Annotated in this window: 14 protein-coding genes, 1 tRNA gene and 1 pseudogene; 15 read left to right on the top strand and 1 reads right to left on the bottom strand. The window is 67.6% G+C overall.

Going from position 1 to position 19,057, the window contains the following annotated elements:
• The first annotated feature begins 235 nt into the window (after positions 1-235).
• The 3 genes and pseudogenes from rplU to obgE all read left to right on the top strand — a co-directional run.
• Positions 236-544, top strand: a complete 309-nt coding sequence (gene rplU / locus FD678_RS10870) for a 50S ribosomal protein L21 (RefSeq protein WP_140722899.1) — start codon at positions 236-238, stop codon at positions 542-544.
• A gap of 19 nt (positions 545-563) precedes the next feature.
• Positions 564-821 (top strand): 50S ribosomal protein L27, encoded by a 258-nt coding sequence (gene rpmA, locus FD678_RS10865; RefSeq protein WP_140722896.1) that lies wholly within the window; start codon positions 564-566, stop codon positions 819-821.
• Between the two features lie 193 nt (positions 822-1,014).
• Positions 1,015-2,049: pseudogene (gene obgE, locus FD678_RS10860) on the top strand (GTPase ObgE); the annotation flags it as partial.
• Between the two features lie 236 nt (positions 2,050-2,285).
• Here the strand turns inward: obgE and rpsT are convergent.
• Positions 2,286-2,555: a 30S ribosomal protein S20 gene (gene rpsT, locus FD678_RS10855; protein WP_140722889.1), complete on the bottom strand. Its 270-nt coding sequence runs from the start codon at positions 2,553-2,555 to the stop codon at positions 2,286-2,288.
• 116 nt (positions 2,556-2,671) lie between these two features.
• Between rpsT and murJ the strand changes: the two genes are divergently transcribed.
• The 12 genes from murJ to FD678_RS10795 all read left to right on the top strand — a co-directional run bounded on the left by murJ (position 2,672) and on the right by FD678_RS10795 (position 19,046).
• Positions 2,672-4,264, top strand: coding sequence for a murein biosynthesis integral membrane protein MurJ (gene murJ / locus FD678_RS10850; RefSeq protein ID WP_140722885.1), 1,593 nt, complete (start codon positions 2,672-2,674; stop codon positions 4,262-4,264).
• 130 nt (positions 4,265-4,394) lie between these two features.
• Positions 4,395-5,588: a bifunctional riboflavin kinase/FAD synthetase gene (locus tag FD678_RS10845; protein WP_140722882.1), complete on the top strand. Its 1,194-nt coding sequence runs from the start codon at positions 4,395-4,397 to the stop codon at positions 5,586-5,588.
• A gap of 47 nt (positions 5,589-5,635) precedes the next feature.
• Entirely contained in the window at positions 5,636-8,416 is a 2,781-nt protein-coding gene (gene ileS, locus FD678_RS10840; RefSeq protein ID WP_218569697.1) for an isoleucine--tRNA ligase, read from the top strand.
• A gap of 179 nt (positions 8,417-8,595) precedes the next feature.
• Positions 8,596-9,099: a signal peptidase II gene (lspA, locus tag FD678_RS10835; RefSeq protein ID WP_140722875.1), complete on the top strand. Its 504-nt coding sequence runs from the start codon at positions 8,596-8,598 to the stop codon at positions 9,097-9,099.
• A 55-nt stretch (positions 9,100-9,154) separates the two neighbouring features.
• Positions 9,155-10,105: a 4-hydroxy-3-methylbut-2-enyl diphosphate reductase gene (gene ispH, locus FD678_RS10830; protein WP_140722872.1), complete on the top strand. Its 951-nt coding sequence runs from the start codon at positions 9,155-9,157 to the stop codon at positions 10,103-10,105.
• A 100-nt stretch (positions 10,106-10,205) separates the two neighbouring features.
• Positions 10,206-10,281, top strand: a tRNA-Thr gene (locus tag FD678_RS10825).
• 286 nt (positions 10,282-10,567) lie between these two features.
• Positions 10,568-11,512: a ubiquinol oxidase subunit II gene (cyoA, locus tag FD678_RS10820; RefSeq protein ID WP_140722868.1), complete on the top strand. Its 945-nt coding sequence runs from the start codon at positions 10,568-10,570 to the stop codon at positions 11,510-11,512.
• The gene (gene cyoB, locus FD678_RS10815; RefSeq protein ID WP_140722864.1) at positions 11,512-13,512 is read left to right on the top strand and encodes a cytochrome o ubiquinol oxidase subunit I; all 2,001 of its coding nucleotides are present in this window, start codon (positions 11,512-11,514) and stop codon (positions 13,510-13,512) included. The genes cyoA and cyoB overlap by 1 nt, the downstream gene beginning before the upstream one ends.
• 5 nt (positions 13,513-13,517) lie before the next feature.
• Positions 13,518-14,150, top strand: a complete 633-nt coding sequence (gene cyoC, locus FD678_RS10810) for a cytochrome o ubiquinol oxidase subunit III (RefSeq protein WP_218569647.1) — start codon at positions 13,518-13,520, stop codon at positions 14,148-14,150.
• Positions 14,150-14,491, top strand: a complete 342-nt coding sequence (gene cyoD, locus FD678_RS10805; RefSeq protein WP_140722858.1) for a cytochrome o ubiquinol oxidase subunit IV — start codon at positions 14,150-14,152, stop codon at positions 14,489-14,491. Before cyoC ends, cyoD begins: the two co-directional genes overlap by 1 nt.
• Before the next feature lie 259 nt (positions 14,492-14,750).
• On the top strand, positions 14,751-16,640 hold the full coding sequence (locus tag FD678_RS10800) for a M61 family metallopeptidase (protein ID WP_140722855.1): 1,890 nt from the start codon (positions 14,751-14,753) through the stop codon (positions 16,638-16,640).
• Positions 16,641-16,802: 162 nt separating this feature from the next.
• Positions 16,803-19,046, top strand: coding sequence for a type VI secretion system Vgr family protein (locus FD678_RS10795; protein ID WP_140722852.1), 2,244 nt, complete (start codon positions 16,803-16,805; stop codon positions 19,044-19,046).
• The last annotated feature ends 11 nt before the right edge of the window (positions 19,047-19,057 follow it).

Raw genomic sequence — 19,057 nt, 5'->3', positions numbered from 1 at the left:
TGGCTGGGGACAGCGTTCCCGCCCGCGCAAAGGCGGGGCGGGCGATCCCGGGCTCGAGGGGGAGGAGAACCGGGCCGAGGCTAGGGCAGCGGACGTGGGGCCGGAGTGAGGGCGCCGGGGGAGGGGGGATTTGACCGGGCCTGGCCGGGCCGGATAGAATCGCCGATCCTTCTGCCAGGCCTGCGCCCGGCAGGCGGGCCAAGCAATTCAGAATAACTACAGAAGAGACGACGACATGTACGCAGTTCTGGTCACCGGCGGTAAGCAATACCGCGTCGCGCAGGGCGAAACGCTCCGCGTGGAAAAGCTCGAGGCCGAGGCCGGCTCCGAGATCAAGTTCGACAACATCCTGCTGCTGGGCGACAGCGACGGCATCAAGGTCGGCGACGCGCTGAAGGGCGCCTCGGTCACCGCCAAGGTCGTCGCCCACGGCCGCGCCGACAAGGTGCGCATCATCAAGTTCCGCCGCCGCAAGCACCACATGAAGCACCAGGGCCACCGGCAGCACTACACCGAAATCGAAATCACCGGCATCGCCGGCTAAGCATCAAGGAGAAATCGTCATGGCACACAAAAAGGGCGTAGGCTCCTCGCGCAACGGCCGCGACTCCAACCCGAAGTACCTGGGCGTCAAGATCTACGGCGGCCAGTCCATCGAGGCCGGCAACATCATCGTGCGCCAGCGCGGCACCCAGTTCCATCCGGGCGCCGGCGTCGGCCTGGGCCGCGACCACACGCTGTTCGCGCTGGTCGACGGCACGGTGGAGTTCTCCACCAAGGGCCCGAAGAAGCGCCGCACGGTCAGCGTCGTGCAGGCCTGAGGCTTGCCGACGGGACTTCGGTCCCACCGACACGAAGCCCCGCTCCGGCGGGGTTTTTGTTTGATGGCCGGGATTGGGGATTCGAGATTCGGGATTCGCAAGGCGGGTTCTGTGGTTTCCCCTGTTCCAATGCGCGGGCCGATCGACGCGGTTACGCTTTCCAACGAATCCCCAATCCCGAATCCCCAATCCCATGAAGTTGGTAGACGAAGCTGAAATCCAGGTGATCGCCGGCAACGGCGGCAATGGCTGCGTCGGCTTCCGGCGCGAGAAGTTCATCCCGCTCGGCGGGCCCGACGGCGGCGACGGCGGCAACGGCGGCAGCGTCTGGCTGGTCGCCGACGAGAACCTCAACACGCTGGTCGATTTCCGCCACGAGCGCATCTTCAAGGCGCAGCGCGGGGAGAACGGCATGGGCCGGCAGATGTACGGCAAGGCCGGCGAGGACCGGATCATCACCGTGCCGGTCGGCACCGTCGTGATGAACGTCGATACCGACGAGGTGATCGGCGACCTGACGCGCCACGGCGATCGCCTGCTGGTCGCCAAGGGCGGCAAGGGCGGTCTGGGCAACATGCATTTCAAGAGCTCGGTCAACCGTGCGCCGCGCCAGGCCACGCCGGGCGAGGAGGGCGAGCAGCGCACCCTCAAGCTGGAATTGAAGCTGCTCGCCGACGTCGGCCTGCTGGGCTTCCCGAACGCGGGCAAGAGCACCTTCATCCGCGCGGTCTCGGCGGCGACGCCGAAGGTCGCGGACTATCCGTTCACCACGCTCTACCCGAACCTCGGCGTGGTCAGCGTCGAGCCGCACCGCAGCTTCGTGATCGCCGACGTGCCGGGCCTGATCGAGGGCGCGGCCGAAGGCGCCGGCCTGGGCACGCAGTTCCTGCGCCACCTGCAGCGCACCCGCCTGCTGCTGCACCTCGTGGACGTCTCGCCCATGGAAGGGGGCGTGGAGGGCGTGTCGCCGGCCGAGCAGGTCCGCATCCTGGAGAGCGAGCTGGAGCGCCACGATCCCGAACTGCTGGACAGGCCGCGCTGGCTGGTGCTGAACAAGGCCGACCTGATGTTCGAGGACGAGGCCAGGGCGGCGGCCGAGGCGGTGATCGCCGAGCTGGGCTGGACCGGCCCCTGGTATCTGGTCTCGGCGCTCGGCCGCGAGGGCACCTGGCCGATCATGAAGGACGTGATGGCGTTCTTCGACCGCCAGCGCGCCGAGCAGGCGGAGCGGGACGCGTGACCGCCCTTGTAGGAGCGGCTTCAGCCGCGAAGGGGCTTTCATGCGAATCCCGCGCACGAGCGCCGCACATCCATATGCGGGGATTCAAATGGCGGAGCCTCATCGCGGCTGAAGAAGCCGCTCCTGCAGGAGCCGCTGCCGCAAAAGGCGAGGCAACAAAAAACCCGGCTTCCGCCGGGTTTTCTTGTGCTGCCGGCGGCGTGGCCGCCGGATGCAGCGCCGGATCAGGCCGCCTTGAGGGCCTTGATGCGGGCGGTCAGGCGGCTCTTGTGGCGAGCGGCCTTGTTCTTGTGGATCAGGCCACGGGCGCTGAAACGGTCGAGCAGGGGCTGGGCGACGGCGAAGGCGGCTTCGGCGCCGGCGGCATCGTTGGCGTCAAGGGCCTTGATCACCTTCTTGACGGCGGTGCGCAGCTGCGAACGCTGAGCCGTGTTGCGCGCATTGCGCACGACGGTCTGCTTGGCGCGCTTCTTGGCGGACTTGATATTGGCCACGGTGGTGGTTTCCTGAAAAATCGGTGTGATGGAAAAAGCAAGCGCGAAATTATGATCGGATCTGAAATGTACGTCAAGTCAGTTGTCAAGGGGGGCCGGCCTTGAGCTCGTCGCGCATGTTGCGGGGGGTGCTGTCGTTCAGCAGCATGACCATGATTTCCCGCGTGCTGGGCCTGGTCCGGGATTGGTCGATCAGCTACAGCTTCGGCACCAACGCGGTCACCGACGCGTTCTGGGTGGCCTTCCGCATCCCCAACTTCCTGCGCCGGCTGTTCGCGGAAGGCTCGTTCTCGACCGCGTTCGTGCCGGTGTTCACGGAAGTGAAGGAGACCCGCAGCCACGCCGAACTGCGCGAGCTGATGTCGCGGGTGTCCGGCACCCTGGGGGCGGCGCTGCTCGTGGTCACCGCCCTGGGGCTGCTGCTGACGCCGCAGCTGGCCGCGCTGTTCAGCGACGGCCAGGCCGCCGATCCCCAGAAATACGAGTTGCTCAAGGACCTGCTGCGGCTGACCTTCCCGTTCCTGCTGTTCGTATCGCTCACGGCCTTGGCGGGAGGGGCGCTGAACAGCTTCCAGAAGTTCGCGTTGCCGGCGCTGACCCCGGTGATCCTCAACCTGTGCATGATCGCCGGCGCGCTGTGGCTGGCGCCGCGGTTGCAGGTGCCGATCCTGGCGATGGGCTGGGCGGTGCTGCTGGCCGGCGTGCTGCAGTTGCTGTTCCAGTTCCCGTCGCTGAAGCGGATCGACCTGCTCACGCTGCCGCGCTGGGGCTGGAACCATCCCGACGTGCGCCGGGTGATGACGCTGATGGTGCCGACCCTGTTCGGCTCGTCGATCGCCCAGATCAACCTGCTGCTGGACACGGTGATCGCCGCGCGCCTGTACGACGGTTCGCAGTCCTGGCTGTCGCAGGCGGACCGGTTCCTCGAGCTGCCGCTGGGCCTGTTCGGGGTGGCGCTGGGCACGGTGATCCTGCCGGCGCTGTCCCGGCACCACGTCAAGACCGACGGCGAAGGCTTCTCGGCGGCGCTGGACTGGGGGCTGCGCACGACCCTGCTGATCGCGGTGCCGGCGATGGTCGGGCTGATGCTGCTGGCCACGCCGCTGGTGGCGACGATGTTCCAGTACGGCAAGTTCACCGCGTTCTCGACCCAGATGACCGCCCTGTCGGTGCTGGGATTGAGCTTCGGCCTGCCGGCCTTCGCCCTGGTCAAGGTGATCCTGCCGGCGTTCTACGCGCGCCAGGACACGCGCACGCCGGTGCGCGCGGGCGTGGTCTCGCTGGTGGCCAACATGGTGCTCAACATCGCGTTCCTGGCGCTGATCTACCAGTTGATGGTGGCGCCGGAAGTGCGTGCGCTCGGGGTGATGGAGGCGCTCAAGCGCACGCCGGGCCTGCACCTGGCGCTGGGGCTGGCCAGCGCGCTGGCCAGCTACATCAACCTGGGGCTGCTGTGGTACTGGCTCGGCAAGGCCGGCGTGTACCAGCGCAAGCCGGGCTGGCTGCGATTCCTGCTGCGGCTGGCGGCGTCGTGCCTGGCGATGGCGGCGGTGGTCGGCGCGGGCCTGCACTGGCTGCCGGAGTTCACGGCCATGGACAAGTGGCACCGCATCGGTGGCCTGCTCGGCCTGGTGGCGGCCGGCGGCGCGGCCTACGCGCTGGCGCAGCTGGCGCTGGGTTTCCGCCCGCGCGACCTGCGCGGGCATTGATCGCGGGAGCGGCCGGCTATACTTGATCGTGAATCCCCTACGAGAACGCGGCACGTCCACGTGCCGGGGTCCTTAAAGATTGACTAACGACAGCGAGCCGGCTCGTCATGGGCCGGATGTTCGATCAGGAATGAGCAGGCTTTTTAGAGACGTCGAGGGCGGGACGCTGTTCCCGCACGGAAGCGTGGTCTGCATCGGCGCCTTCGATGGCCTGCACCTGGGCCACCGCGCGCTGGTGCGCCACGCGGCCGCGCGCGCGCGCCAGCGGGGCGTGCCCGCGGTGGCGCTCAGTTTCGAGCCGCTGCCGCGCGAGTTCTTCGCCAAGGGCGAACCGCCGCCGCGCCTGACCCTGGCCCGCGCCAAGATCGAAGGCCTGCGCCGGTTCGGCGCCGATGCGGTCGGCCTGATCCGCTTCGACGGCAGGCTTTCGGCGATGAGCGCCGAGGACTTCGTGCGCCAGGTGCTGGCCAAGCGGCTGCAGGCGCAGGAAGTGTGGATCGGGCCGGAGTTCCGTTTCGGCCACAAGCGCGGCGGCGACATCGAACTGCTGCGCCGGATGGGCGGGGCGCTCGGCTTCGAGGCCGGCGAGATCGAGCCGGTGCACCAGCATGGCGAGCGCGTGTCCGCCACGCGCATCCGCGAGCTGCTGGTAGCGGGCGAGTTCGCCCATGCGGCCGACCTGCTGGGCCGGCCGTACGCGATCGGCGGGCGGGTGGTGCGCGGCCGGCAGCTCGGCCGTACGCTGGGATTCCCGACCGCCAACCTGCGCTTCCCGCATACGCCGGCGCTGGCGGGGATCTATGCCACCTGGGTGCACGGCGTGTCCGGCGATCCCGACGGGAGCCGGCCGTGGCCGTCGGTATCCAGCTTCGGCACGCGCCCGACCGTGGCCGGCGTCGAGCCGCTGCTGGAGGCCCACTTGTTCGACTACCAGGGCGACCTGTACGGCCGCCACATCGAGGTCGAGTTCGTGGCCAAGCTGCGCGACGAAGAGAAATTTTCCGGGCTGGACGCCCTGACCGAACAGATGCATCGCGACGCCGAGCAGGCCCGTCGCATTCTCCATGCGAGTCCTTCGCAAAAGCCCGCGTATCCATGCGCGGACGCCGATGGCGCGAGTCCCTCGCAAAAGTCCGCGTATGCATGCGCGGACGCCGATGGTGCGAGTCCTTCGCAAAAGCCCGCGCGTCCATGTGCGGACGCCGATGGTGCGAGTCCCTCGCAAAAGCCCGCGCGTCCATGCGCGGACGCCGATGGTGCGAGTCCCTCGCAAAAGCCCGCACATCCATGTGCGGACTCTTCAATAAACGGTAGATTCCCGTGACTCAAGACTACAAGACCACCCTCCACCTGCCCGCGACGGATTTCCCGATGCGCGGCGACCTGCCCAAGCGCGAGCCGGGCATCCTGGAGCGCTGGGAGAGCGAGGGGCTGTACGCGCGGCTGCGCGAGAACGCCAAGGGCCGGCCGCTGTTCGTACTGCACGACGGTCCGCCGTACGCCAACGGCGCGATCCACCTCGGCCATGCGGTCAACAAGATCCTCAAGGACATCATCGTCAAGTCGAAGTACCTGGCCGGCTTCGACGCGCCGTACATCCCGGGCTGGGACTGCCACGGCCTGCCGATCGAGATCGCGATCGAGAAGAAGTACGGCAAGGTCGGCGTGAAGCTGGGCGCCACCGAGTTCCGCCAGAAGTGCCGCGAATACGCCGCCGAGCAGATCGACCTGCAGCGCCGCGACTTCAAGCGCCTGGGCGTGATCGGCGACTGGGACAACCCGTACAAGTCGCTGGATTTCCGCTTCGAGGCCAACGAGATCCGCGCGCTGGCCAAGGTGGTCGACAACGGCCACTTGACCCGTGGCGTGAAGCCGGTGCACTGGTGCTTCGATTGCGGCTCGGCGCTGGCCGAGGCCGAGATCGAGTACGCCGACAAGGTCTCGCCCACCGTCGACATCGCCTATCCGGCGCGCGATCCGGCCGCGCTGGCGGCGAAGTTCGGCGTGGTGCTGCCGGAAGGCGTCGAGGTCGCGGTGCCGATCTGGACCACCACGCCGTGGACGCTGCCGGCCTCGCTGGCGGTGACGCTGGGCGCGGAGCTGGACTACGTGCTGGTCGAAGGCCCGGCGCGCGCCGGCAAGCCGCGCTGGCTGGTGCTGGCCAGCGCCCTGGCGGCCAAGGCGCTGCAGCGCTACGGCGTCGCCGGCGAGGTCGTGCATGGCCATGCCAAGGGCGCCGCGCTGGAGAACCTGCTGCTGGCGCACCCGGCCTACGCCGAGCGCGACATCCCGCTGCTGCTGGGCGAGCACGTCTCAGACGAGGACGGCACCGGCGCCGTGCACACCGCGCCCGGCCACGGCCAGGAGGACTACCAGGTCTCGCGCCAGTACGGGCTGATCGATCGCTATACCGCCGCGCAGATCAATCCGGTCGACGGTCGCGGCGTGTACCTGCCCTCGACCCCGGCGTTCAACGGCGTCGAGCTGGCCGGGCTGCACATCTGGAAGGCCAACGACGCCATCATCGAGGCGCTGCGCGGCAACGGCACGCTGCTGTCGGCCGGCAAGATGGAGCACAGCTACCCGCACTGCTGGCGCCACAAGACCCCGATCGCGTTCCGCGCCACCCCGCAGTGGTTCATCTCGATGGAGCAGGCCAACCTGCGCGCCGACGCGCTCAAGGCGATCGAAGGCGTGAAGTGGTACCCGGAGTGGGGCCAGGCGCGCATCGCCGGCATGGTCGAAGGTCGCCCGGACTGGACGATCTCGCGCCAGCGCACCTGGGGCGTGCCGATCGCGCTGTTCGTGCATCGCGAGACCGGCGAGCCGCACCCGCGCAGCGTCGAGCTGATGCGCCAGGTCGCCGACAAGGTGGAGCAGGGCGGCGTCGATGCGTGGTACGCGCTGGACCCGGCCGAGCTGCTCGGCGCCGAGGCCGGCGAGTACGAGAAGATCACCGACATCCTCGACGTCTGGTTCGATTCCGGCGTCACCCACGACGCGGTGCTGCCCGACCGCGGCCTGCCCAAGCCGGCCGACCTGTACCTGGAAGGCTCGGACCAGCACCGCGGCTGGTTCCAGTCCTCGCTGCTGAGCGGCGTGGCGATCGACAAGGCGGCGCCGTACCGGCAGTGCCTGACCCACGGCTTCACCGTCGACGAGCACGGCCGCAAGATGTCCAAGTCGCTCGGCAACGGCATCGAGCCGCAGGACATCATGAAGACGCTGGGCGCGGACATCCTGCGCCTGTGGATCGCCTCGGCCGACTACAGCAACGAGATGTCGCTGTCGCAGGAGATCCTCAAGCGCAACGCCGACGCCTACCGCCGCATCCGCAACACCGCGCGCTTCCTGCTCGGCAATCTGGCCGGCTTCGACCCGGCCGCGCACCTGCGCCCGCTCGCGGACATGGTCGCGCTGGACCGCTGGATCGTGCACCGCGCCTGGGAGGTGCAGGAGAAGATCAAGGCCGCCTACGAGCGCTACGACTTCGCCACCATCGTGCAGGCGCTGCTGAACTTCTGCAGCGTGGACCTGGGGTCGCTGTACCTGGACGTGACCAAGGACCGCCTGTATACGATGGCCGAGGACTCGCGCGGCCGGCGTTCGGCGCAGAGCGCCATGTACCGCGTGGCCGAGGCGTTCGTGCGCTGGATCGCGCCGGTGCTGAGCTTCACGGCAGACGAGCTGTGGGGTTACCTGCCCGGCGAGCGCAAGGCCAACGTGCTGTTCGAGACCTGGTACGACGGCCTGGCCCCGCTGCCGGCCGATGCCGAGCTGAACGCGGCCGATTTCGACAGGCTGCTGGCGCTGCGCGAGCAGGTCGCCAAGGTGCTCGAGCCGATGCGCGCCAACGGCGCGATCGGCGCGGCGCTGGAAGCGGAGATCACCGTCGCTGCCGACGCGGTCAGCGCCGCGCGCTGGCAGCCGCTGGCCGACGAACTGCGTTTCCTGTTCATCAGCGGCGACGTGGTGGTCGCGCCGGCCAGCACCGACGGCATCTTCGTCAGCGCGCAGCCCACGAACAAGCCGAAGTGCGTGCGCTGCTGGCACCACCGCGCGGACGTCGGCGCCGACCCGGGGCATCCGGAGCTGTGTGGGCGCTGCGCGAGCAACGTCGAAGGCCCCGGCGAGGACCGGCGTTGGTTCTGACCTGCTTTTCCCTTCTCCCGCCCGCGGGAATCTTGTCCTTTCCTTCTCCCGCAGGCGGGAGAAGGGGGGCGCAAGGCGCCGGATGAGGGCGCTCGACGGCGCCCCCGGCTCTGACTACCCTCATCCGCCCTCCGGGCGCCTTCTCCCGCCGGCGGGAGAAGGAACAGCAAGGTGATTCCATGACCGCACGACCCAAACCCGATGCCCTGATCTGGCTGCTGCTGTCTGCGGCGATCATCGGCCTGGACCAGTGGAGCAAGGCCTGGGTGCTGTCCAGCCTGCCCGAATTCACGCCGGTCCCGGTGATCGACGGGTTCTGGAACTGGTACCGCACCTACAACACCGGCGCGGCGTTCAGTTTCCTCAGCGACGCCGGCGGCTGGCAGCTCTGGTTCTTCACGCTGCTGGCGGTGGGCATCAGCGGCTTGATGGCGGTGTGGCTGGCGCGGACCCCGCGCGGCGACTGGCGCAGCGCGCTGCCGTACGCGCTGGTGATCGGCGGGGCGATCGGCAACGTGATCGACCGGCTGGTACACGGCCACGTCGTGGATTTCATCCAGTGGTACGTCGGCGACCACTACTGGCCGTCGTTCAACGTGGCCGACTCGGCGATCGTCGCAGGCGCCGTGGGAATCGTGCTGTCCGGGCTGTTCGACGGCAAGCGCAAGCAAAAAGCGGGATAATGCCGGGCCAACCCTGCTGAAGATCCGGCCCGCCGTGGCCGGGCCCGCCGAACCTATGGACGTCCTGCTCGCCAATCCCCGTGGCTTCTGCGCCGGCGTCGACCGCGCGATCGAGATCGTCAAGCGCGCGATCGAGACGCTGGGCGCGCCGATCTACGTGCGCCACGAGGTGGTGCACAACCGCTTCGTGGTCGACGACCTCAAGCAGCGCGGGGCGATCTTCGTCGAGGAACTGGACGAGGTGCCCGACGGCAACACGGTCATCTTCAGCGCGCACGGGGTCTCGCAGGCGGTGCGCAGCGAGGCCGAGCGGCGCGGGTTGAAGGTGTTCGACGCGACCTGCCCGCTGGTCACCAAGGTGCACCTGGAAGTGGCCCGGCACTGCCGCGCCGGGCGCGACGTGGTGCTGATCGGGCATGCCGGCCACCCGGAGGTGGAGGGCACGATGGGCCAGTGGAACCGCGAGGCGGGCGCCGGACGCATCTACCTGGTCGAGGATATCGACGACGTCGCCGCGCTGGACGTGGCGCAGCCGGAGAACCTGGCCTACACGACCCAGACCACGCTGTCGGTGGACGACACCCGCGGCATCATCGAGGCGCTGCGTGAGCGCTTCCCGGCGATGCAGGGGCCGAAGAACGACGACATCTGCTACGCCACCCAGAACCGCCAGGACGCGGTGCGCGAGCTGTCGCAGCAGTGCGACCTGGTGCTGGTGGTCGGCTCGCCGAACAGCTCCAACTCCAACCGGCTGGCCGAGCTGGCCCGCCGCGAGGGCGTGGAGGCCTACCTGATCGACGGCGCGCAGGAGATCGATCCGGCCTGGGTCGCCGGCAAGCGGCGGGTCGGCCTGACCGCGGGCGCGTCCGCGCCGCAGGTGCTGGTCGACGGCGTGATCGCCCGCTTGCGCGAACTCGGCGCGGGCAACGTGTCCGAACTGGCCGGCGAACCCGAGTCGATGGTGTTCGCGCTGCCCAAGGAACTGCGGCTGCAGCTGGTCGGGTAGCCGTCCGCCCGCGGCGAAGTGGCGGGGCCGTCCCGCTCCGCCGTGCGCGGTCCCGGGCGATTGACCGACCCTGGCGCGAGCGCCTAGAATTCGCGGCTCGGCCGGAATAGCTCAGTTGGTAGAGCGGCGCATTCGTAATGCGTAGGTCGCAGGTTCGACTCCTGTTTCCGGCACCACTCCAGCACCGGGCCGTCCGCATCGCGGACGGCCCGTTTGCTTTGTGGCATGCGCGTTGCGCGCGCGCCGCCGCATCTGTGCGGCAATATGTCGCAGCCTGTTGCGCGGCTTTGGTTGAGCCGAATCATTGTCAACCGCTTTCGTGCGGTTGCAGCACGCAATAAAATTGCCCTGTTAACCCACGTCCAAGTCGGGCCATTCGCTCCGTGCGGGCCGGATGCAACATCCGGTGCGTCCCGTCGAGGCCGGACGGGGGTTGGCGCCCCCTCGCAATTGGATCGACCGATGATTCCGTTGAAACTCCCCGGGCGTGTACTTCGTCCAGGCCTGCTGCTGCCGTCGTTGCTTCTGCTGCTGACGGGTTGCAACTCGGCCATCCTCAATCCCAAGGGCCAGGTCGGCCAGGATGAGAAGACCCTGCTGATCACCGCCGTGGTGCTGATGCTGCTGGTCGTCGTCCCGGTGATCGTGATGACCATCGCGTTCGCCTGGAAGTACCGGGCCTCCAACACCAAGGCGCGCTACGAGCCGAACTGGTCGCACTCCACGGCGATCGAGGTGGTGGTCTGGTCGATCCCGTGCCTGATCATCCTGGTGCTGGCGGTGCTGACCTGGCGCTCGTCGCATGCGCTGGACCCGTACAAGCCGCTGCAGTCGGACGTCAAGCCGATCACGATCGAAGCGGTCGCGATGGACTGGAAGTGGCTGTTCATCTATCCGGAGCAGGGCATCGCGACGGTCAACGAGATCGCCTTCCCGGTCGACACGCCGATCAACTTCAAGATCACCTCCGACACGGTGATGAACTCGTTCTTCATCCCGCACCTGGGCACGCAGATCTACGCGATGGCCGGCATGGAGACCAAGCTGCACCTGATCGCGAACGAGCCGGGCGACTTCCCGGGCATCTCGGCGAACTACAGCGGCCACGGCTTCTCGAAGATGAACTTCGTCGCCCGCGCCACGCCCGACCAGGCCGGCTTCGATGCCTGGGTCGCCAAGGTCAAGGCCGCGCCGCAGTCGCTGCAGGCCGCCGAGTACCAGGCGCTGGCCGCCAACCGCAACGACAAGAGCGACTACCCGGTCACCTACTACTCGTCGGTGCAGGACGGCATGTTCAAGTCGCTGATCGACAAATACATGATGGGCAAGGGCCACCGCATGGAAGGCCATGACCATCAGGCGATGGCCGCCGAGCCGGTCGCCATGTGCACCTCCGGAGGCAAGTGATGCTAGGCAAACTCACGCTCGAGGCGATCCCGTACCACGAGCCGATCATCATGGGCGCCCTCGGCGGCGCCGGTCTGATCGGCCTGGTGATACTGGCCCTCGTTACCAAGTACAAGCTGTGGGGCTACCTGTGGCGCGAGTGGATCACCTCGGTGGACCACAAGAAGATCGGCGTGATGTACATCATCGTCGCGCTGGTCATGCTGCTGCGCGGCTTCGCCGACGCGGCGATGATGCGCACCCAGCTGGCGATCGCCCACGACGGCAACCCGGGCATCTTCCCGCCGCACCACTACGACCAGATCTTCACCGCGCACGGCGTGATCATGATCTTCTTCATGGCCATGCCGTTCATGACGGGCCTGATCAACCTCGTGGTGCCGCTGCAGATCGGCGCGCGCGACGTGGCCTACCCGTTCCTGAACTCGCTGAGCTTCTGGCTGTTCGTGGCCGGCGTGGCGCTGGTCAACATCTCGCTGGGCGTGGGCGAGTTCGCGCAGACCGGCTGGCTGGCGTACCCGCCGCTGTCGGGCCTGGAATACAGTCCGGGGGTCGGCGTCGACTACTACATATGGGCCCTGCAGATATCCGGCCTGGGCACGTTGCTGACCGGCATCAACTTCTTCGTCACGATCATGCGCATGCGCGCGCCGGGCATGAACCTGATGAAGATGCCGATCTTCACCTGGACCGCGCTGGTCACCAACATCCTGATCATCGCGGCGTTCCCGATCCTGACCGTGGCGCTGGCGCTGCTGGGCGCGGACCGTTACCTCGGCACGCACTTCTTCACCAACGACGGTGGCGGCAACGCCATGATGTACGTCAACCTGATCTGGATCTGGGGCCACCCGGAGGTGTACATCCTGGTGCTGCCGGCGTTCGGCATCTACTCGGAAGTCATCGCCACCTTCAGCCGCAAGAAGCTGTTCGGCTACACCTCGATGGTGTACGCGACGGCGTGCATCGGCGTGCTGTCCTTCATCGTGTGGCTGCACCACTTCTTCACGATGGGCGCCGGCGCCAACGTCAACGCGTTCTTCGGGATCACGACGATGATCATCTCGATCCCGACCGGCGTGAAGCTGTTCAACTGGCTGTTCACGATGTTCCGCGGCCGCGTGCACTTCACCTCGCCGGTGATGTGGACGCTGGGCGCGATGGTCACCTTCACCATCGGCGGCATGACCGGCGTGATGATGGCGATCCCGGCGGTGTCGTTCGTGCTGCACAACAGCCTGTTCCTGATCGCGCACTTCCACAACGCGATCATCGGCGGCGTGGTGTTCGGCTACCTGGCGGGCCTGACCTACTGGTTCCCCAAGGCGTTCGGCTTCAAGCTCAACGAGAAGCTGGGCAAGGCCTCGTTCTGGTGCTGGATCGTCGGCTTCTTCGTGGCGTTCACCCCGCTGTACGTGCTGGGCTTCATGGGCATGACCCGTCGCCTGAACACCTACAGCAACCCGGAATGGATCCCGTGGCTGCACGTGGCCGCCGCCGGTGCCGCGATCGTGGCGCTGGGCATCTTCTTCAACCTGGCGCAGCTGTTCGTCAGCTTCTTCCAGCGCAAGAAGAACCTGGACGTCACCGGCGACCCGTGGGACGGCCGCACCCTGGAGTGGGCCACGTCCTCGCCGCCGCCGTTCTACAACTTCGCCCACCTGCCGAAGGTCGACAGCATCGACCAGTTCTGGGAGGACAAGCAGCGCGGCAAGGGCTGGGTGAAGCCGGCCAAGTACGAGGACATCCACATGCCGCGCAACACGGCGGCGGGCTTCTGGATCGGTGCGTTCAGCATCGCGCTCGGCTTCGGCCTGACCTGGCACATCTGGTGGATGGCGGTGGTCGGCCTGGTCGGCATGATCGGCAGCTTCATCGCCCGCACCTTCGACAACGACATCGACTACTACGTGCCTGCGGCCGAGGTCGAGCGCATCGAGAACGAGCGCTTCGCCCAGCTTGAGAAGCACCAGGCGGCCCACGCCGCGAAGGCAGGATGAGACCCATGTCCACCACCACACTCGACCACCACGGGGCCGCCCACGCGGGCGGCCACCACGACCACGACCACGGTCACCACGATGCCGGCGGCAACACCGTCTTCGGCTTCTGGGTGTACCTGATGAGCGACTGCATCCTGTTCGCCGGCCTGTTCGCCACCTACGCCGTGCTCAGCGGCGCGACGGTGGACGGTCCGACCGCGAAGGAGCTGTTCGACCTGAAGTTCGTGCTCGTGGAGACCTTCCTGCTGCTGTTCAGCAGCTTGACCTTCGGCTTCGCGATGCTGTCCGCGCACAAGCGCAAGATGGGCGGCCTGTATGGCTGGCTGGCGGTGACCGCGCTGTTCGGCATCGGCTTCCTGTGCATGGAAATCTACGAGTTCCGCCACTTGATCCACGAAGGCGCCGGCCCCGGCCGCAGCGCGTTCCTGTCGGCGTTCTTCACGCTGGTCGGCACGCACGGCCTGCACGTGGCCTCGGGCCTGCTGTGGATGCTGGTGCTGGTGATCCAGATCGCCAAGAATGGCCTGACCGCGCGCAACAGCACCCGCCTGGCGTGCCTGAGCCTGTTCTGGCACTTCCTGGACATCATCTGGATCGGCGTGTTCACCGTCGTCTACCTGCTGGGAGCACTGTAATGGCCCACCACGACAACCATTCCGACACCCATGCCGCCGATTCGCACGGCGGCGGGCTGAAGTCCTACCTGATCGGCTTCGCGATGGCGGTGGTGCTGACCGTCATCCCGTTCGCGATGGTGATGAGCGGCGCGTTCTCCAAGGGCGCGACCGTGATCGTCATCTCGGTGCTGGCGGCGGTGCAGATGCTGGTGCACATCGTCTACTTCCTGCACATGGACCGTTCCCCGGAACAGCGCTCCAACGTGCACGTGGGCCTGTTCTCGATCCTGATCATCGGCATCGTGATCATCGGCTCGCTGTGGGTCATGCACAACCTCAACGTCAACATGATGCACTGAGGCGCGACGTCCCCCACGTTGCCGAAGGCCGCCAAGCGATTGGCGGCCTTTCTTTTGTGCAGGCCCCCCTGCAGGAGCCCGCACAGCCATGTGCGGGGATTCGAATACAGGCGCTGTCGGGACCGAAGTCCTTCCCGCAAGGTTCGGTTCCCCCCGAGCGGCAAGCGGTGCGGGTATGACCTATGGCAGGCCGGTGCGGGACCGCGGCGGCGTAGCATCGGCGTTTTCCGTCGCCGTCCATCCTGCTGCTGGAGTTCAGATGAAGACCCCCACCGTCCTGGCGCTTTCGCTGCTCGCCGTCCTCTCGCTGCCCGCCGCGCAGGCCCAGACCGCGCCGCCGCGCGACGTGCCTTTCGACGGCGTGCTGCGCATCGACGTCGATGCCACCGACATCGACCGCCGCATCTTCCGGGTGCGCGCCACCATGCCGGCCACGCCCGGCACGATGACCCTGCTGTATCCGCAATGGATCCCGGGCAACCATGCGCCGAGCGGCCCGATCGACAAGGTCGCCGGGCTGGTGGTGAAGGACGATGCGGGCAAGGTGCTGAAGTGGACGCGCGACCCGTACGACGTCTACGCCTTCAAGGTCGACGTGCCGGAAGGCTCGCGCGCGATCAGCGCCGAGTTCCAGTTCCTGTCCTCGCAGGGCGACGGGCAGGGGCGCGTGACGATGACCCCGGAGATGCTGAACCTGCAGTGGAACACCGCTTCGCTGTATCCGGCCGGCTACTACGCGCGCAACATCAAGACCGTGGCGAGCGTGACCTTGCCGCAGGGCTGGGAGTACGCCACCGCGCTGGAGACCGAACGGCGCGACGGCAACAAGGTGACCTTCAAGCCGATCGACTACGACGACCTGGTGGATTCGCCGATCTTCGCCGGCAGGTACCACAAGCGCTACGCGCTGGACGCGGCGGGCAAGCAGCCGGTCTATCTCAACGTGTTCGCCGACGAGGCCAAGTACCTGGAGGCCAGGCCGGAGCAGGTCAAGGCGCACCAGGCCCTGGTGCAGCAGATGGACAAGCTGTACGGGGCGCGCCACTTCGACCACTACGAGTTCCTGCTGGCGCTGACCGACAAGCTCGGCGGGATCGGCCTGGAGCACCACCGGTCCAGCGAGAACAGCGGCGCGACCGGGTACTTCACCGAATGGGACAAGACCTGGGCCGGCCGCGACCTGCTGGCGCACGAGTTCAACCACTCCTGGAACGGCAAGTACCGCCGCGGCGCCGACCTGGCCACGCCCAACTTCAACGTGCCGATGGGCGACTCGCTGCTGTGGCTGTACGAGGGCCAGACCCAGTTCTTCGGCCACGTCGTCGCGGCGCGCTCGGGCCTGTGGAGCCAGGAGCAGGCGCGCGACATGCTGGCCGGCGTCGCGGCCACCTACGATCGCGGCCGCCCGGGCCTGGCGTGGCGCACGATCCAGGACACGACCAACGACCCGACCATCGCACGGCGCGCGTCGCGTGCGTTCCGCAACTACCAGATGAGCGAGGACTACTACTCCGGCGGCCAGATGGTGTGGCTGGCGGTGGACGGCAAGTTGCGCGAGCTGAGCGGCGACAAGCGCTCGATCGACGACTTCGCCAAGGCCTTCTTCGGCATGGACAACGGCGCCTGGGACGTCAATCCGTACACCTTCGAGGACATCGTCGCCACGCTCGACCGGATCGCGCCGTACGATTGGGCCGGTTTCCTGCGCGAGCGCATCGACGGACACGGCCCGATCGTCGACGGGATCGAGGCCGCCGGCTGGAAGCTGGTCTACACCGACAAGCCCAACGAGGCGTTCAAGGCGGGCGAGCAGCGCAGCAAGGGCGCCAACCTGACCTACTCGCTGGGCGTGGCGACCGGCGCCAAGGGCGATATCTCCGACGTGCTGTGGGACAGCCCGGCGTTCAATGCGGGCATCGGCACCGGCATGACCATCGTCGCGGTCAACGGCAAGGAATTCAGCCCGGACGCGATCAAGGACGCGGTGGCCGCGGCCAAAGACAGCCCGGCGCCGATCGAGCTGCTGGTGAAGCAGTTCGACCGCTACCGCACGATCAAGGTCGACTACCACGGCGGCCTGCTGTACCCGAACCTGGTGCGCATCGCCGGCAAGCCGGACCGGTTGAGCGAGTTGTACAAGGCGCGCTGACGCGCCCGCGCGATGGCCGTCGGTGTGACGGCCATCGCAGCTTTCGCGGCACTGAATGGATTCAGCAAGCCGTGCGGAAAAAAGCTGCGTCAAAATCTTGGCGTTTCATGTCGGCGATGGCAAATTTGCGGCTTCCGGTCATGGGACGAAGGAACGCCAGCAATGCATGCCGCCGCTCTCACGCCATTGGACGCCTTCACGCGCCTGAACCAGGACCGGCGCCTGATCCGCGTCGATACGGTGCTCGATCCGGACACCTTCCTGGTCAAGCGCTTCGAAGGCAGCGAGGCGGTTTCGGAACCGTTCTCCTACCGCATCGACCTGCTGTCGGGCCAATCGCGGCTGGAGCTCAAGCAGCTGGTGGGCCAGCCGCTGCGCCTGCAACTGGGCGACGAGTTCGGCGGCCGCAGCGTGCACGGGTACGTGCGCGAGTTCGCCAGCACCGGCAGCGAGGCGCAGCTGAGCAGTTATCGCGCCGAGATCGCGCCCTGGTTCGCGTTCCTGGACTACACCAGCAACTGCCGCATCTTCCAGGACCTGAGCGTGCTGGAGATCGTCGAGCAGGTGTTCGACGCCTACCCGCAGCTGGCCGACTACCAGTTCGACCTCAACGCCGGGCGCCTGCCCAAGCTGCCGTATTGCGTGCAGTACAACGAGTCGGACTTCGCCTTCGTCTCGCGCCTGCTCGAGGATGCCGGCATCCACTACGGTTTCCGCCACCACGACCAGGGCCACACCCTGGTGCTGTGCGACGATTCCACCGCCAGCACCGCCCATGGCGAGCCGGCCAAAGTGGAATTCGTCTCCGACCAGGGCGTGCTGGCGCGTCCTGGCTTGCATCGCTGGGGCGCGCGGCGCCGGGTGGGGCCCAGCGCGCAGTCGTTGAAGAGCTTCGATTTCAAGCAGCCGCGCAGCGCCCTGTTGGCCAGCAACGGCCGCAGCATCCCGATGGGCGCGCTGCCGGAGCTGGAGCAATACCGCTACGACGGCGCCGCGCGCTTCGCCGACAGCCAGGTCGGCACGGCGCTGGCGGCGGTGCGCAGCGAGGAAGCGGTATGGCCGACCAAGCTGTTCGAATGCGAGGGCAACGTCGCCGGGCTTCAGGCGGGCAGCTGTTTCACCCTGGAGCGTTATCCGGACTTCATCGGCCGTAGCGAGGAGGACCGGCAGTTCTTCGTGGTCAAGCTGCAGCGCGAGGGACGCAACAACTTCTCCAGCGACTATGGCGACGCCGAGTCGCCGAGCCACGAAATCCGCGCCGAGGTGCTGCGCCGCAAGATCCCGTACCGGCCGCTGCGGCGCACGCCGTGGCCGCGCATGCCCGGTCCGCAGACCGCCACGGTGGTGGGCCCGCCCGGCGAGGAACTGCACGCCGACCGCTACGGGCGGGTCAAGGTGCAGTTCCACTGGGACCGCCAGGGCGACAGGCGCGAGAACAGCTCGTGCTGGATCCGCAGCGCCAGCCCGTGGGCGGGCGCCGACATGGGCGGCGTGTCGCCGCCGCGCGTCGGCCAGGAGGTGGTGGTCGATTTCCTCGACGGCGACCCGGACCGCCCGATCATCACCGGGCGGGTCTACAACGAGGACAACATGCCGCCGTTCGGCATGGAGGTCAGCGGCCTGAAGTCGAAGACCGTCAAGGGCGAGGGCTGGAACGAGATCAGCATGCACGACGGCGCCGGCGGCGAGCTGCTGAACATGCGCGCCCAGCGCGACATGGTCACCACCGTGCTCAACGACCAGAACGCGACCATCCAGAACAACAAGTCCACCAGCGTCGCCGCCAACCACAACATGAGCGTGGGCGCCAACCAGGACATCTCCGTCGGCGCCAATCGCGGCATCACGGTCACCGGCAACGACACGCTGGGCGTCACCGGCACGCGCACCACCAACGTCACCGGCGCGGTGACGCAGAACTACCAGGCCGGGCAGACCAAGACGATCGCCTCCGCCGGCTACACCGAGACCATCACCGGCAACTTCACCACCACGCTGACCGGCGACTACGTCAGCCAGCGCACCGGCAGCTGGAAGGAGACGGTGACCAGCACCTCGACCCGCGAGGTGGTCGGCAAGCTGTCCGAGACGTTGCAGGGCGGGCGCGAGGTGGCCGTGGTCGGGCTGGACCGGCGTGGCGTCGAGGGCGCCGTGGAGGACACCAACAAGGGAGCGCGCACGGTCGGCGTGGAAGGCGATTTCGAGCAGGGCGTCAGCGGCAAGCACGAGCAGATGTCGGGCAGCGACATGACGCTGGCGTCGGGGACCAAGCTGACCGCGGCGGTGGGCGGCGCCTTCATCGAGGTGGTCGACGGCGAGATCCGCATCAGCGCCGGCGGCTCGGAAGTGGTCATCAACGCCGGCGGCGTGTCGGTGAACGGCAGCGAGATCAAGCTCAACTGCTGAACCGGCCAGGA

This window comes from Pseudomonas sp. Hp2, assembly GCF_006386585.1.
GTDB classification, from domain to species: Bacteria; Pseudomonadota; Gammaproteobacteria; order Xanthomonadales; family Xanthomonadaceae; genus Pseudomonas_S; species Pseudomonas_S boreopolis.
This window is presented reverse-complemented; position numbering and strand designations above follow the sequence as displayed.

Excerpts from the sequence above, each read along its gene's own strand:
- lspA (WP_140722875.1), top strand. The coding sequence starts at position 8,596 with ATGACCGCACGACCCAAACCCGATGCCCTGATCTGGCTGCTGCTGTCT.
- FD678_RS10795 (WP_140722852.1), top strand. The coding sequence starts at position 16,803 with ATGCATGCCGCCGCTCTCACGCCATTGGACGCCTTCACGCGCCTGAAC.
- FD678_RS10800 (WP_140722855.1), top strand. The coding sequence starts at position 14,751 with ATGAAGACCCCCACCGTCCTGGCGCTTTCGCTGCTCGCCGTCCTCTCG.
- cyoD (WP_140722858.1), top strand. The coding sequence starts at position 14,150 with ATGGCCCACCACGACAACCATTCCGACACCCATGCCGCCGATTCGCAC.
- cyoC (WP_218569647.1), top strand. The coding sequence starts at position 13,518 with ATGTCCACCACCACACTCGACCACCACGGGGCCGCCCACGCGGGCGGC.
- murJ (WP_140722885.1), top strand. The coding sequence starts at position 2,672 with ATGTTGCGGGGGGTGCTGTCGTTCAGCAGCATGACCATGATTTCCCGC.
- rpmA (WP_140722896.1), top strand. The coding sequence starts at position 564 with ATGGCACACAAAAAGGGCGTAGGCTCCTCGCGCAACGGCCGCGACTCC.
- cyoB (WP_140722864.1), top strand. The coding sequence starts at position 11,512 with ATGCTAGGCAAACTCACGCTCGAGGCGATCCCGTACCACGAGCCGATC.
- FD678_RS10845 (WP_140722882.1), top strand. The coding sequence starts at position 4,395 with ATGAGCAGGCTTTTTAGAGACGTCGAGGGCGGGACGCTGTTCCCGCAC.
- cyoA (WP_140722868.1), top strand. The coding sequence starts at position 10,568 with ATGATTCCGTTGAAACTCCCCGGGCGTGTACTTCGTCCAGGCCTGCTG.
- ispH (WP_140722872.1), top strand. The coding sequence starts at position 9,155 with ATGGACGTCCTGCTCGCCAATCCCCGTGGCTTCTGCGCCGGCGTCGAC.
- ileS (WP_218569697.1), top strand. The coding sequence starts at position 5,636 with ATGCGCGGCGACCTGCCCAAGCGCGAGCCGGGCATCCTGGAGCGCTGG.
- rplU (WP_140722899.1), top strand. The coding sequence starts at position 236 with ATGTACGCAGTTCTGGTCACCGGCGGTAAGCAATACCGCGTCGCGCAG.